The organism is Pricia sp. (assembly GCF_041745955.1).
Classification (GTDB): Bacteria; Bacteroidota; Bacteroidia; order Flavobacteriales; family Flavobacteriaceae; genus Pricia.
Genome location: NZ_JBGTHY010000089.1, coordinates 1 through 16,624 on the forward strand (window position 1 = coordinate 1; position 16,624 = coordinate 16,624).

Below are 16,624 nucleotides of genomic sequence, written 5' to 3' on the forward strand. Positions count from 1 at the left end.
TTTTCGATGAGCCATTTGAAGTTGTGCATCTATTGAAAGAGCACTATTTGTCTTTATGCTTTAAGATACAAAAAATTTGTACTCACAAACTGTATTGATATGGTCTCATATAAATTGTTATTACGTTATAAAAATAAATAATGATGCCATCATGCACTATCCCGATTTCGAACAGCACACAACAGGATAGTTTATAGAAAAAGTAAAAGTAGTTTTATAAGCTACAAAGAATACTCTTAACTATGCAGAAACTACTATTACTTTTTTTAATGTTGCCTTTGGCCGTCTTTGCCCAGAGTTCGCAATTGCCCTTGTCGGTAAGCCCAAAAGAATTCAATGATATTGAATTAAAGATTTTGAATGAGGGAATTTATGATATTGAAACTACGGGCAAAGATCCCCATGTATTTACGAATCCCCTTACATCTGATTTGAATGTCGGCAACGACCGTCTTGCCTTTGAATATTTTTGTCCGACCGGGGTCGATTTTATCGAGGTTCATTTTTATCCTGAAAAGGAGGGACTGAAACCTAAAATCGTTCGTGATGTAGGTTCTACGGAAGGTTGGGTAGCATTCAAAATAGACCTTAACGATGCGTTACAGCATTGGGGCAAAAAAGGAGATTACCTCCGGTTGGATTTTGGTGCCGCCCCGGACTTAAAAATCCAGATACGGAACTTGGTACTAAGACCGCAGACGGCCCGAGAGGCGGAAATCGAGGCCAAAAAGGAAGCCCAAAGAAAGCAAGAAGCAATTCTTGAGAAGCACTTGATTTCCTATTTAAACGGGATGTATCAAAACAAGATTACCAACGTACTGGTAACCGACAATAAAATAAAAGTACAAGGTAACCTTAGCGATGGGGAGGACTTCTACTTAGCCGAGGTTAGCCCTTACGGGCATGCCACCGAATTAAAGACTTTTGAATTTTTGGCGCCCATAAAATCCGACAAAGAGGACTTTAATCTGGAAATTGATCGAACTGTAAAACGCCATGGTTTCAATCAAGATCGTGTGCTCTCTAAATGGATGCTCGTACAGAAAGGTGCGGAAGGCTATACTCCGGTTTCAAATGCGCGGTATGCCGATTCCATAGTCCCTAAATACAAATATCCTTTTGTAAAACCAGCTACTAAAAAGGGCTTGGGCGGTTATAGCGCGAACCGTGATGCGCCGGTTTCCGATCTCGACGACTTAGGCATTACCAGTGCTACCGTAAACATTTGGGTGACTCATTTTTTCAGGGCCGGGCCTTCCCCCGAAAGTATGCCCTTTGAATATATGGGCAAGACCTATTACGTGGATCGTGAACTGATCAAAAAGTATGATGAAACCTTACTGACGACCGCGGAAAGGGATATCGAAGTGTCCGCAATTCTATTGGTCGACAAGGCTTCGAAAGCGAAAGACCCAGAAATCGGACGTATTCTGCAACATCCCGATTGCGATCCAGCAGGAATTTATAGTATGCCGAATTTGACCTCTCCCGAAGGAGTGCAGTATTATGCCGCCGTTTTGGATTTTTTGGCGGATCGATATATGCGGCCCGATAAAAAATACGGCCGCATACACCATTGGATTATCCATAACGAAGTCGATGCGGGTTGGGTCTGGACGAATGCCGGCGAAAAAACGGCTCTGGTGTTTATGGATCTCTATCACAAATCGATGCGAATATCACATAATATTGCCCGAAAATACAATCCAAACTCCAAAGTATTCATATCCCTGACCCATTATTGGAATTGGACCTCAAACCCAAAGTTCTACCATTCCAAAGAACTGTTAGAGCAACTATTACAGTTCTCCAAAGCGGAAGGCGATTTTGAGTGGGCCATTGCTCAACATCCCTATCCCGAATCGCTCCGTGAACCCAAAACGTGGTTGGACAAAAAGGTGAGTTTTGATTTTGATACCCAACTGATTACCTTTAAGAACACCGAAGTTTTGGATGCCTGGGTAAAACAACCCGAAGTACTATTCAAGGGTAAATCGAAACGCATCGTTTATTTATCGGAAAACGGAACAAACTCCCCGACCTACAGTGAACAAGATCTAAAGGAGCAGGCCGCAGGTATGGCATACGCGATGAAAAAAATAAAATATCTGGATGGGATCGACGGTTTTCAATACCACAACTGGCAAGACAATCGTCGTGAGGGAGGTTTGCGCATCGGACTTAGAAGGTTTCCTGATGACGAAGAAGACCCAAGCGGCATAAAACCGGTATGGCACGTCTACCAAGCCTTTGGCACCGATAAGGAAGACGAAGTCTATGACCCATACAAAGAAATGATAGGTATTGATAGTTGGGACGAGATTCGCTACAAAGGAAGTATTGGAAAAAAAAACTAAAGTCGTCAACGAACATCGGTAATCAAAATTGGTCGGCCACGGATGCTCTCGGTAGAAAGTTGCCCGGATATCAAGAAGTGGGCCCTCCCAAAGAAAACCGCTATGTCGGGATGTTTTATTTCATTAACCACAACGACCCTAATACTTCGGGACCTTTCAATGTTACGGAGATTTTAAAGCAAAATCCCGATAATCCGCAATGGGACAAAGGACCCCATTACTGGGGCGAACCTGAAATCGGGTATTACCTCAACCATGAAGAATGGGCGATTCGCAGGCATGCCTATCAACTGGCAGATGCCGGGGTCGATGTTCTAATTTTTGATGTGACCAACAATAAAACGTATCCCGAAACCTACCTGAAAATCTGTAAGGTTTTTACAAAAATGCGAAACGATGGAGAAAAAACCCCTTACATCGCTTTTTTGGGAAGTGAAATTTCGGTCAATAAACTCTGGGATGAATTCTATTCAAAAGGGCTATTCGAACAGCTATGGTTTTATTGGAAAGGAAAGCCTTTGTTGCTTTACGGACAGCACGAAATGCCGGAAAGAAATAAAGTCAACGATATTATTTATTCCGAAGAAATTTCCGAATTCTTCAACTTAAAACAAAGCTGGGCATGGACATCGCTACCCTGGTATGATCAAAACGGTAAAGACGAATGGCCATGGGTAGATCACTTTCCGCAGGCGGTTGCATGGCACGATAATCCGAAGGAAAAAGAGATGATGCCCGTTGCCGTAGCGCAACATCCGTTGTCAAACATCGGAAGGAGTTTTCATAATTTCCGGCAGCCCGAAATAAACAACTATGACGTAACGCCTTATACGGCTCAAGGTCTGTTTTTTCAAGAACAATGGGACAGAGCCCTTGAGGTAGATCCAGAATTCGTTTTCGTAACCGGATGGAACGAATGGTCCGCCGGAAGACAAGAAATGGGTGGGAACATCAGTCAGGAACTCCAAAAATGGAGCTTTTATCCGGGAGCACACCTGGGCAAAGTAGGAAAGGAACTTAAGGAAGGCGACGTTTATTTCATAGATCAATACAATCAGGAGTATAGCCGTGATATTGAACCGATGAAAGGGGGCCATATGGACAATTATTATTACCAGTTGATGGCCAATGTGCGAAGATACAAGGGAGTTGACCCACCCGTAGAATCCAGTCCTAAAAAGACCATAGACATTGCGGGCGGATTCGATCAATGGGAAGACGTTACTTCAATCTATTATGACCATATCGGGGATACGGCACATAGAAACAGTCAAAAACAAGGTAGTGCAGGCCCATACACTACTACGAACGGAAGAAATGATATTGTGAAATCAAAGGTTGCCAACAATAACGATCACGTTTTCTTTTATGCAAAAACCGAAAACGAAATTACGTCTCCGGAAAATCAAAACTGGATGCTGTTGTTTATCGATTCCGATAGTGAAAAGGCCACAGGGTGGGAAGGCTATGATCTTTTAATACATCATGAAGTCACGACAAATGGAAAGACAACCATTAAAAAATTCCATCCCAAAAAAGGATGGAAAACCAGTGACGAAATTCCGTATAAATTGGAGGGTAAGGAATTGATGCTCTCGGTGCCCAGGAGTTTGATAGCTCCCAACGGTGGTTTGGATTTCGAGTTTCATTGGGTAGATAATCCCTCTAAATTGAAAAACATAACCGATTTTTTTGATGCTGGGGACAATGCGCCCAATAGAAGGGCAAACTATAGATACGCTGAATGAACTTTCTGATCAGAAATAATTCAGCCTAACTGTCACATCTTTGCGCTAAAAGAATATTTTCCAGATCCAATCTCGAGAATGGTTTCGTTATCGTTGGATTCCAGCACTTTGATTTCAGCAAACTTTGAGAGCGGCTTATCATTCTCCATAACACCAGATGCATTTGAAGTCGGGATATAAACTTTAGCCCTTGTATTTATCGGAATCTCAATGTTCATGATTACTTTATTCCCCTTCCAGTTCCAGGCCGATGATATCGTACCGTTGATACTTTTATAACTTCCTTTTATAAAATCCATTTCTTTACTTATGGCAGGCTTGATAATGATATTTCGATACCCCGAATCTTCGGTATCGATGCCTACGGCGTGTTGAAACATCCATTCCGCTACCGAACCGAAGGCATAATGGCTAAAAGAGTTCATTTTTGCATTAAGGTCTGAATTTTCCGCGTCATCTTTGGTATAGCTATTCCATCTTTCCCAGATGGAAGTACTTCCGTTTTCCACGGAATAGCCCCAACTGGGGTATTCGGTCTGTTGGAATATTTTATACGAAATATCGTTATATCCATATTTTGACAAGGCCAACATGACGTGCTTGGTTCCTAAAAAACCTGTCGCGAACTTGAACCCGTTCCTTTCGATTTTTTCCGCTAGGCGCGCCGCTCCTTTTTCGGCCAGATCATCAGGATAAAGATCGAAATAAAGTGCCAAAGCATAGGTCGTCTGGGTATCTTCCGAGGTTCGGCCATCTGCTAAAATATATTTTTCAGCAAATGCTTTTTTTATATTTTCGAACAGCGTCCTATACTTGGCGGCATCTTCCGTTTTGCCCAATGCCTCTGCCATTTCGGCCATTAATTTGGCATCGTAGCCGTAAAATGAGGCTCCTACAAAATCGTGGCTGGTCTCTTCGTTTACCGCAAGCCAATCGCCCCAATTGTTGCCGCCGCCCGGTCTTAAATAATCTGTGCTTGCATCCTCTTGAAACTGCATGAATTCTTCCATACCCTCATACATATATTCCAAAATACGGGTGTCATTATACACTTTGTACATGTTGTAGGGAATGATTATTCCAGCGTCCATCCAAGCTGGGGAATATTGATCGGGCCGAGAATATGGAAAAGGTGCAAAATTAGGATAAGCCCCATACCAGCGTTGTGCATCGTCAAGATCGATCAAAAATTTTGTCATAAAAGCCGCGACATCGGCATTGTAGGTAGCCGAGCGCATATAGGTCTGGGCATCCCCCGTCCACCCTAGGCGTTCATCCCTTTGGGGACAATCGGTAGGCACTTCGAAAAAGTTCGCGCTTTGGGTCGTCCTAATATTCTCGAAAAGGGTATTGTTCATGGCGTTCGAAGAACTGAACGTACTTGCGTCGGTCTCAATCGAACTTAGTACCATTCCGGTAATGGCATCGGCGGTGGGTTTCCCGGGGTATCCCGTGACCTCTACATATTGAAAACCGTGATACGTAAATTTCGGCTGCCATGTTTCCACACCAACCCCTTTTAAGATATAGGTGTCGGTAGCCCTTGCCAGTCGGAGATTTTCAGTCTGTATGTTGCCATCACTCTTTAAAATTTCCCCAAAGCGAAGTTGTACTTTCGTTCCTTTTGGGCCTTCTACTTTGAGTTCGGCAATACCAGCAACGTTTTTTCCCAAATTAAAGACATAGGTACCCGGGCTGGGCTCGGTTATTTCAGTAGGTTTCAACCGTTCCCTATTTTTGACCAGTGTTCCGGGGTGTGCCTCTAACTTTCCATTGGGGTAGGTGTACACCTTTGGAGCTTTCCAGTCCTTATCATTATAATTTGGGGCATCCCACCCCGAATTTTCCAGTCGGGCATCGTAGGTCTCGCCCATGATGATATCGGCTTCCCGGGTGGGGCCTTCATTGGCCTTCCAAGTAGTGTCAGAAGCTATAATTTCAGAGCTCCCATCCTCATATTCTACGTGAATTTGTCCCATAAAAGACGGATTTACCCCATAAAATTCCCTGACTTTATCCAAACGCACCAATAGGGCATAACCAATGTATCCCGAATACCAGCCATCTGCGATTACCGCCCCTATTACGTTTTCGCCTTGTTGTAAGCTATCCGTGATATCGAAAGTTTGATAATATAAACGTTTGTTATAGTCGGTCCATCCCGGTAAAAAATTAGCATCGCCTAGCTTTTTGCCATTAAGTCTGAGTTCATAAAGACCCAATGCCGTAACATAGGCCGTTGCCTTTTTTACTTTCTTATTTAGCATAAAGGATTTGCGCAGATATCTTGCCGGAGGAAGATATAGGCTATCATACTTGTCGGTTTTATCATAGCCCACGTCATGACTTATGAAAAGGCCTTTCCAATTCGAAAATCTTAGCAGCCCCATTGACCAATGTGCCGGTGTGCTCCATTCGGATTCTTGGTTCGATTCGTCCCAAATCTTTGCTTTCCAATAATACCTTGTATTTGATGTAAGTGAGACACCCTCATATTGAATTTGATTGGTGCTATTTGATCTTACCTTTCCGCTGTCCCAGATATCTCCCTCGTTTTGGGAAAGCTTTTCGTTAGAAGAGGCGACCAATATTTGATAGGCCGATTGCGACCTGTTTCTTCCCTTTCCCTTCAAGATCCAACTAAATCGAGGTTTTAAGACATCCAACCCTTCAGGGTTTTCGTGATATTCGACTCGGGGTTCGCCTATGTAAAGTACTGTCTCTTGAATCATAGCACTTACCTTCGAACAATCAAAAAGACATAAAAGTATCGCTATTTTGGAAAGTATTGTATTCATAAATATCAATAATTAGGTTACCTTGATTAACATTGGCTTTAAATTAAATCAAAGTCATAAGATTAAAAAAAGGGGCAAATTTTATTGATTTACCCCTTCGAAATTGATCCAGTCATTTAAAAACTACAAAACTTAGGAATATCAATAACCAGGGTTCTGAACTAGATTCTCATTTGCATCAATTTGACCTTGAGGAATAGGAAGTAACTCTAATTTTGGGTTATACACCGTGCCGAAGAATTGCGCATCTTCATTATTTTGTAGCGACGCCTCAATATCGCCCCATCGTTGTAAATCAGGATATTCGGTAAATTCACCGGCCAATTCCCATTTTCTTTCTTGCTTGATAATATCACGCAATTCCGATTGACCAGATGTAGCTATATCATCTAAACCTGCCCTATCGCGTATCTGATTTATATAATTCAAGGCCTCGGTAGAACTGCCACTTTCATTTAATGCTTCGCCCAACATAAGCAGCACATCGGCATAGCGCATAAAAATAAAATCACTTCGATGGGAAAAAGGACTATCTGGTGCCCCTCCAACGTCCAACAATTTGCCAAAACCGATTCCTTTGGGTTCGTTATAACCTCCAAAAGGGAGATCACCGGGATTATTGGGGTCGTTGAAAGTTACCGTATCCCCATTGCTATTAACGTAGGAATATAGAAGAGTCACATCCCTTCTTAAGTCGGTGGGCGAATACGAATTATAAAAAGATTCCGCGAAGCCAACTTGATATTGACCACCTGCAAAGGCATGGGGTGATAAGGGCGCTCCTACAAAAAAGTTCAAAACGCTTCCCGCTCCCGCCTCGGCAATATTGGGCCTTGCGAAAATAATCTCGGAATTGGCCTCGTTGCCGACCGAGAAGATATCCGCAAAATTATTTTGCAGGGCGTATGGTCCATTATTGACTACTTCTTGCAATTTTTCGGCAGCAAGGGCATACATTTCATTTTGTTCTAATGGTTTTCCTGCCATGTGCAGATACACTTTACCCAAATAAGCTTTTGCAGTCCAAGAAGTGGCCCTTCCAAAATCGGAAGAATCCCAACTATCGGGCAAAAGATTTTCGGCCACCTTCAAATCTTCTATAATGACGTTATATACTTCTTCGATCGAATTTCTAGGTTTCTTTATCGATTCATCTGAAAAATCGGCGGTTGCTTCTAGTTGAAGTGGCACTCCACCGAACCATTTCACCAAATTGAAATAGTACCAACCCCGCAAAAACCTTGCCTCGGCAATTTTTTGTTCTTCGACAGTCGGTTCAAGACCAGCCTTTGAAATGTTGGCGATTATTGAATTGGCTCGATTTATACCCGTGTAAAAGTTGGGCCACCAAGATCCGTGCGCAGTTCCGGGCTGAAAATTCAGACCTGATAACTGGCCTTGATTCCCGTCTCCTTTAAGACGAACAACAACACTCTCACCGGGGCCGGATGTGGCAAGAAAATACCAAAGTTCATCAATGCCATTGTTCATGGCAGCATAGGCGCCATATAAAGCTGCATCCACATCGTCTTCGTCCTTATATAGATTTTCTACGGCCAACGAAGAGAATGGCACCTCCTCCAAGGGCTCACAGCCTATAACGAGGGTAAGTAAAATAATAATTTTGAATATTCTTTTCATGATCTTATAATAAAGGTTAGAATGAAAGATTTAGTCCCAATGTGTATGATTTTGGCCTTGGGTAAGCACCTAGGTCAACCCCTGGGGCCAAACCGCTACTTACCGGTCGTATGGTATCGGCATCAACAGAACTGACCTCGGGATCAAAACCGCTATAGTCGGTAATGGTAATCAAATTGGTTCCTGTTACGAAAAATTGAAGTCCGGTAAGTCCGATATTATCCGGTAAAGGGACATTATATCTCAACGACACGTTCTTTAAACGAATATAGCTGCCGTCTTCGACCATGTAGTTGGCGACTGGTGGCGAAATACTGTTAACCGAGGGGTAGCGAATATCGTTTGTAGGATTGTTAGGGGTCCACCGATTGTTGTACCATTCTACAGACTGGTTTTTATAGGCTTCATTATTGAAGAATCCCGAACTTATGGTAGTACGCAGGGGATTGTAAAGGTCATTTCCTATAGAACCCTGTACGAACACGTTGAGCGTTAAATTCCTATATGTAAAATCATTGTTCCAACCAAACAAAAAATCTGGGTTCGGATTACCGATTATTGTGCGATCCTCGCCACTAATAATACCATCGGGCACTCCCTCAGGGCCGCTTATATCTTCGAATTTCCAGTGCCCCAGATCCGTGTCATTGCGATTTATGGCAAAAGTTGGATTTCCATCAGTGTCAAAGTCACTTTCTTGAATAAGACCAATAGCTTTCAGGCCGTAAAAAAGTCCAAACTCATCACCTGGTCTATAAATATGACCATTGCCATAAACATTGATTCCAAAACTAGGCCCAAAAATTTCTTCGTCGCCTCCAAGCTCCAAAACCTTTGTTTTATAGGCGGTGTAATTCAGGACTGTATTCCATTGAAAATCTTTCCCATTGATGACGAGCGCATCTACCGAAAGTTCAATTCCTTCGTTTTCAATACTACCAAAATTAATAAGGGCATTACCAAAACCCGATTGCGATGGTATCGAAATACTTTGTAACAGGTCTTTTGTGGTCTTTTCAAAATAATCAAAAGTAAAACTCAGCCTATTGTTAAAAAGACCTAAGTCAATACCTAAATTCAATTGCTCGGTAGTCTCCCATTTTAAATTGGGATTGGCCACACTTTGAGGCACAAAACCCAAGGTTGGCGCATTGCCAATAGAATAAACCGTTGTTCCGTAACGGGACAAAGATTGATAGGGTGCAATGGATTGACTGCCCGTTTCACCCCAAGAAGCTCTAAATTTAAGGTTGGAAAGCGTTTGATTGTCCTTTAAAAAATTCTCTTCGGAAACCCGCCATCCTATGGCTGCCGATGGAAAATAGCCCCATTTTTGATTATCTGCGAACCTAGAGGAACCATCGGCCCGCATTGTAGCGGTCAATAGGTATTTGTTCATAAAGGAGTAATTTAATCTGGCAAAACCCGACTGCAATACACTTTGACTCCTATTCGAGCCTACGTTCGGGATACCTGTAGCTACGCCAAAACTATCAAAACCAAGAAGTTCTACACCAAAGTTGGCTACACTCAAGGATGTGCTATAATTATTGAATTCGCTATATTCCGTTCCCAAGGTGGCAGAAAAATCATGTTTTTCACCAAAAAGATCGGTGTAAGTAAGGTAATTACTTGCAATGTAATCATAGGCCCTATTATTGCCGGATGACCCTACACCATTAGATAAAATTCCACTGCCCACATTCGAAGGCGTATATATATCCCTAGTACCTAAACGAAAATTGATTCCCCCATTGAAGGTGTAAGATAGGTTTTCCGTAATCTTATAGGTGGCTTCAAGACTGCCCAATAAATTGGTCAGAAACTCTCTGTCATCTTGTTGTGTCACCTCCAAATACGGGTTGTAAAACTGTTGGTTCTCACCTGTAAAGCCTGAATAATCGATAGTGGGCACAATGGGCTCGGAGGTCAATGCGTTGAAAATCGGCCCTGCTCCCGCCGGAAAGGCACGGTTGTCGGTCACGGAGCGAAAGTTCTGGGTCTGGGTTCCATTGACGCTAAACTTTAGATTGAGCTTGTCGTTCATGGCATCTAAATCTACATTGGCCCTAACACTCGCTCTCTTAAATTTTGAACCTGTAATAACGCCTTTGTCGTCCAATAAATTTGTTGAAACAAAATACCTGGCATCATCACTACCTCCCGAAAAATTAATTCCGTATTCCGAACGGAGACCTGTACGCGTAATTTCATCGAGCCAATCAAACCCTTGACCTGCGTATTGCTGAGGATTGGGAAAGGGTATAGCGTTACCCAGCGCCGCGTTAGCTTCATTTCGGTATTCCGCATAATCTTGGCCATTCAACACCTCATAGGTCTGATCAATACTGGAAAAGGTGTTGTTGACATAAAAGTCGATTGTTGTTTTGCCTGTTTCCCCCCTTTTTGTAGTAATAAGGATAACTCCGTTAGCACCCCTAGAACCATAAATGGCGGTGGCGGATGCATCCTTCAAAACTTCCATATTTTCAATTTCTTGGGGATTAAAATTAGGTGATCCGGTAATTGGAATTCCATCGACCACATAGAGTGGCGAGTTATCTCCCGAAATGGAATTGTTACCTCGAATTCGGATATTTGCCGCTGCACCCGGCTCGCCCGAAGCCGATGTAACGAGTACACCGCTACTACGACCTTGCAATACCTGATCAACGGAATTAAATACGGCCTTTTCCAAATCTTCACTCCCTACCGAAGCAACAGCGCCCGTGATATCGGTTTTCTTTTGCGAACCGTATCCGACAACAACAACTTCATCAAGGTTTTGTGCATCTTCCTGTAAAACGATATCGACCGTCGTTCTGTTACCAACGGCTTCCTCCCGCAAACTGAAACCAACATAGGAAAATACAAGAACATCGGTGCCGGCCAAAAGCTCAATTTGATAATTTCCGTCAAAATCGGACTGAACACCATTGCCGGTACCTCTTTGGACGACAGAAGCACCTGGCAAAGGCTCACCATCTGAAGAAGTTATGGTACCGGTCACAATTTTTCCTTGGGCATACATACCTAGTGCGAAAACCATTAAGCAAAGAAACAGTGTTCTTTTTAGGATTTTTTTAAAGTAGTATCTCATGATTTCATCTGTTAAGTTTAAGTTATGACAATATTAACGGTGTTTTTGTTTTAATCTATCCTGTACTGTACTGTTTATTGAAAAGTTTTTAACTTTAACAGTCAACTTTTAGTCAAATCCAAGCATGGAAATCCGGGATATATCTTAAAATCGAGAACGAACAAACACTTGCAGGAGCGATTATTGAAGAGTATAGCCTTATTTCTTAGTTGTCCAAAAAAGTGGTCTTGAATACATAATTTCCAGAACCTACTTCAAACAATTTATAGGTTCCTTCTTGTTTCAGGAATTTAATCCGCTCTGAATCGATTGCGTTTCCACCTTCTTTAACCTCATCTTCATTACCTGCCGGCACATAGACTTTGGCCGTAGTGTTTACCGGTATGTCGACCTCCAATTCAAATCCATTATCCGTGATGGTCCATGAAGAAATGATTTTCCCATTGATGGAACCATATTCCCCCCGTACATGCGATAGAGAACGATTTCCCAAATCAGGTCGGATGATGATGTTCTTAAATCCTACCCCTTTTGTGTCGATGCCGGCCATATCGCTGAACAGATATTGAGAAAACGCACCAAAGGCATAATGGTTGAAAGAATTCATTTTAGCGTTCATCTCGCCGTTGAATCCCTTTTCAGGCGTATAGCTGTTCCAGCGTTCCCAAATAGTGGTTGCGCCATGCTTTACCTGAAACCCCCAACTTGGATAATCTTTTTTCAACAAGATCCGATAGGCCAAATCTGAACGTCCCACAGAAGAAAGTGCAGGCAACAATTGTCGAATTCCCAAAATTCCGGAAGAGGGCAGGTAATTATTTTCTTCGATGAGGGATACCAAATGATTACCGGCTTTTTCTTTCAGTCCTTCCGGGAGTAGGTCAAAATAAAGGGCTGTGGCATAAGCCGATTGCGTATGACCGGTAAACCCTTTTTCGCCTTCAAAATAACCCGCCCCATCTCCGTATGCCGTTTCGTCGATTTGAAATTTTCCTTCATCGTCCAAATAGTGGTCGATAAATGCCGCTACCGAGGTTTCATAGGTATTTCGATAATATTTGGCCTTCTCTTTTTTGCCAATGGCCGTACTCATCTCGGCCATCATCTTCAGGGCATTTTGAAAATACATCGATGCCATAATATCATGTGCGAGATTTTTATCGGTCATGGAAAGCCAATCGCCAAACCCTCCTTTGGGAGCGACTTCCGTCCATGAATTTTCAGGATAAAAATAATCGGTTTTTTTACTTTTATCAATATGATACTCCATAAAACGGGTCATGGATCCATAATGATCAGCTACGATTTTGGTGTCTCCATAGAATTTATAGGTATGGTAAGGCACCATAACACCGGCTTCCATCCATCCCGGGGAATACCAGACCAGGTCAGGGTAAGGCCGGGGCGCAAAAGTGGAATAGGGTCCGAAATCATATTGGGCATCACGTACATCGGCGAACCATTTGGCGTTGAAGGCACCCAAACTGGCATTGTAAAGCGCCGATTCGGAAAATATCTGTACATCGCCCAACCAGCCCAAACGTTCATCGCGCTGTGGACTGTCCGTAGGTACTTCCATAAAGTTGGAACGCTGTGTCCAGATTACATTTTCGAACATGCGGTTCAAGGTCTCGTCCGAAGACGTGAACGTGCTTTCCATGGGGGTCGAGGAACCAAAAGCGATTCCCGTAATCGTATTCTTGTCCGGTTTGTCTTGTAGACCGGTTACCTCAACGTATTGAAACCCGTGATAGGTAAACTTGGGCTCCCATTCTTCGATTCCTTCCCCTTTGAGAATATAGGTATCCGTGGCCCTGGCAAACCTTAGGTTCTCGGTCATCAAGGTGCCGTCAGAATGCAACCGTTCCCCAAAACGCATAACTACCGTATCGTTTTTACTTCCGGAAACCTTTAATCTGGCATGACCTGCAAAATTCTGTCCCAAATTAAAAATATAGGTGCCTTTGGTAGGTTCGGTAATTTCGACAGGTTTCAGTTCATCGTAAACTTGGATGCTATTTCCGGGGTAGGCCTCTAGGCTGCCTTCCGTACCTTTATGGATATAGGCCTTGGCCCAATCTTGATCGTTGTAATCGGGCGTGTTCCAACCGGTCAGTTCCAAATTGGCGTTATAACCTACTCCCATAAGTAGATCGGCATAGACCAATGGACCTTCACTCGCTTTCCAGCTTTCATCGGAGACAATCGTTTCCTTTTTTCCATCTTCATATTCGATCTCCAACTGACAGAACAATGCGGGGTGCAGACCGTAAAGTTCCCGATTCCTCGGATTCGATAGTTCTTTAGGCCCTACGTAGCCTGCATACCAACCATCGCCCAAAATGCCGCCCAAGGCATTTGCCCCCTGATCAAGATAATCGCCTACATCATAGGTTCTATAATAAATACGTTTGTTGTAGTCTGACCATCCCGGGGCCAGCAGATCTTTTCCGATCTTCTTACCGTTCAAAGACATTTCAAAAACGCCCAGCGAGGTCACGTACAAATTTGCTTTTTTGATCTCCCCTTTTACCGAAAAGGGTTTTCTCAAATAAGGGGCGGCAGGCAAATGTAAAGGGTCTTTGGGGTCGTTGTCCTTAGTTTCAAAACCGATCCATTTGGCTTTCCAGTCTTGCCGGTCCAGTAATCCCATGGTCCAAAAACCCGTTTCGCTCCAATCAGAAGCAGCATCCTTTTCGTCCCAAATCTTGATTTTATAATAACAACGCTGACCCGAACCTAAGCTGATCCCGGCATAGCGCACTTGGACGTTTTGATCTGACAATTGTTTGCCCGTATCCCACAGAAGATCCGTGTCCCCTTCAAGGCTTTTCTCCGAATAGGCTACTTTGATCTGATAGGCCGACTGTTTTTTGTTTCTTCCTTCCGAAGACATTATCCAACTAATACTTGGTTCCGGATCATCGATACCGAGTGGGTTTTCAAGATAGTTGATAGTTACTTTTTCAATCTTGATAAAGTGATCGGTTTCTGTAGTCCCTTGGCAGGCCAACATTAAAAACCCTAAGAAAAGGAGCGTTATTGTTCTGTTCATGTGGTTGTATACTAGACTAAGAATTTTTCACAAGTATGGTAGCTTCTAAAATGTTGTTTTATCAGGATGTAATAGTCGCTTACAAACCCTGATACCTGACTATGAACAAGATTAGCGCTTCGACCTTAAAAAAGCATCCTGTACTTCCCTGCCTGATGGAATATTCTTTTTGGAGTTGCAACAACCAGCATAGTGCAGGATGAATTATTGTGATTTTTTAGGTTTTTTTACCTAAATTATTCCTACTTCCAAGTAGAAATTACCAAAGCGCGGAGCACTATGACCAAAAAGACAATTGTACTATTTTTAGGTTTCATTTATTGTTTATCCGTGGCCGCACAACAAAACAATAGACCGAACATCATTTTGATCGTTGCGGATGATTTGGGATATAGTGATCTCGGCTGTTACGGCGGGGAAATCAAAACACCTGCTTTAGACAGAATGGCCCAAGATGGATTACGCCTTCCCAATATGTACAATGCGGGTATGTGCGTGATTTCCCGTAGTTCTTTGTTAACGGGAAGATGGTGGCCCAAGGCCGGATATGGCATCGAAAGGGATGTCAATCTTGCCCAAAAACTAAAAGAGTCGGGCTATCGCACGGGTCTGGTGGGCAAATGGCACCTCAACGGGGAACCCAACGACAAAGGTTTTGATTACTTTTTCGGATTCTTGGGAGGCTATTCCAGTTATTTTGCAGGAAGTAAGGATTACCGCAGGAACAAAGAACCTTTTACCGAATTCGGGAACGACTTTTATAGCACGGATGCTTTTACAGATCATGCCATCGACTTTATCGCTCCCGAGGACAATACAACCAACGAGCCCTTTTTTCTGTACCTCAGCTATCAAGCGCCGCATAACCCGCTACAGGCCCCCAAGGAAGAAATCATGGCGCATCGGGGCAACTATATAAAAGGATGGCAGGCCATTCGCAACGCGCGGATTAACAACCAGATCAAATTCGGAATTATAAAAGCGGATACCCCTTTACCTGCATATCCGCAAAATTTGCCCGATTGGGAGTCATTGTCCCCCGAGCAAAAAGATTTAGAAGACTTGCGCATGGCGGTCTATGCCGCGATGGTGGAACGTATGGACAAAGGGATCGGCAAACTCATACAATCCTTGGAGGCAAATGATCAAGCCGAGAATACCTTAATACTCTTTATGAGCGATAACGGTACCGATTCGTTTTCGGTAATGGATGAAGAAATGCTCAAAAGAGGCCTGTTGCCCGGCGACATCGGCTCGAACTATCAACCTGGCACCGGTTGGGCCTACGCTGCGGTGGGGCCAAATAGACTCTATAAAATCAGTCAGCATAATGGCGGGGTTAAGACCGGAGCTATCGCCTATTGGCCCAAAGGCATCCAAAATAAAGGCGGACTCCGTACCGAAGCTTTACATGTGGTGGATGTGATGCCTACGATTTTGGATCTTACCGATAACTCCCTAAAACAATCCCCGTTTACGGATGCCTTGGCCGGAAAATCCTTTGTTCCCTTATTACAAGGAAAAAAGTTTCGCAGGAAATCGCCCCTTTTTTTCCAATTTATGGACAACCGCGCCATACGCACGTCAAAATGGAGTTTGGTCGATGTGGATGGTTCTGGCTGGGAATTATATAATATCAAAGAGGATCCCTTAGAAACTAATGACCTTTCTAAAGATCTTCCGAAAAAAGTACGTGCGTTACATGCCGAATGGTTGAATTGGTGGAAGACAACGAGCGGCAAAATCGACTATATACCCGAAAGCACATCAACCAGTATTCATTACACACCTCAAGGAGACCGAGGATCGGGAGATCTATACACCCCGACGGCCATGCCGGAAGCACTCAAAGCCAAATATCCAAAGCAGCCTTGAAAATTTAAGACAGCGACCCGAGCCTCAACATCGAATCTTTTAATTCACGA

The 16,624-nt window shown here is 43.3% G+C and carries 7 protein-coding genes; 3 read left to right on the plus strand and 4 right to left on the minus strand.

What is annotated here, in order from left to right; genetic code table 11:
* The first annotated feature begins 242 nt into the window (after window positions 1-242).
* Window positions 243-2,357: a DUF5722 domain-containing protein gene (locus ACEW8S_RS02990; protein WP_373516703.1), complete on the plus strand. Its 2,115-nt coding sequence runs from the start codon at window positions 243-245 to the stop codon at window positions 2,355-2,357.
* 110 nt (window positions 2,358-2,467) lie between these two features.
* Complete coding sequence (locus ACEW8S_RS02995) at window positions 2,468-4,105, plus strand: hypothetical protein (protein WP_373516704.1); 1,638 nt, start codon at window positions 2,468-2,470, stop codon at window positions 4,103-4,105.
* Between the two features lie 32 nt (window positions 4,106-4,137).
* On the opposite strand, the gene ACEW8S_RS03000 is transcribed toward ACEW8S_RS02995, so the two are convergent.
* From ACEW8S_RS03000 to ACEW8S_RS03015, 4 genes are all read right to left on the minus strand, one after another.
* Window positions 4,138-6,837: a family 78 glycoside hydrolase catalytic domain gene (locus ACEW8S_RS03000; RefSeq protein WP_373516705.1), complete on the minus strand. Its 2,700-nt coding sequence runs from the start codon at window positions 6,835-6,837 to the stop codon at window positions 4,138-4,140.
* Between the two features lie 207 nt (window positions 6,838-7,044).
* Window positions 7,045-8,544, minus strand: coding sequence for a RagB/SusD family nutrient uptake outer membrane protein (locus ACEW8S_RS03005; RefSeq protein ID WP_373516706.1), 1,500 nt, complete (start codon window positions 8,542-8,544; stop codon window positions 7,045-7,047).
* 16 nt (window positions 8,545-8,560) lie between these two features.
* Entirely contained in the window at window positions 8,561-11,644 is a 3,084-nt protein-coding gene (locus ACEW8S_RS03010; protein WP_373516707.1) for a SusC/RagA family TonB-linked outer membrane protein, read from the minus strand.
* A gap of 205 nt (window positions 11,645-11,849) precedes the next feature.
* Window positions 11,850-14,699 carry a family 78 glycoside hydrolase catalytic domain gene (locus ACEW8S_RS03015; RefSeq protein ID WP_373516708.1) on the minus strand — a complete coding sequence of 950 codons (2,850 nt, stop codon included), beginning with the start codon at window positions 14,697-14,699 and terminating at the stop codon, window positions 11,850-11,852.
* Window positions 14,700-14,978: 279 nt separating this feature from the next.
* Between ACEW8S_RS03015 and ACEW8S_RS03020 the strand changes: the two genes are divergently transcribed.
* Window positions 14,979-16,574 carry an arylsulfatase gene (locus ACEW8S_RS03020; protein WP_373516709.1) on the plus strand — a complete coding sequence of 532 codons (1,596 nt, stop codon included), beginning with the start codon at window positions 14,979-14,981 and terminating at the stop codon, window positions 16,572-16,574.
* Window positions 16,575-16,624 lie beyond the last annotated feature (50 nt).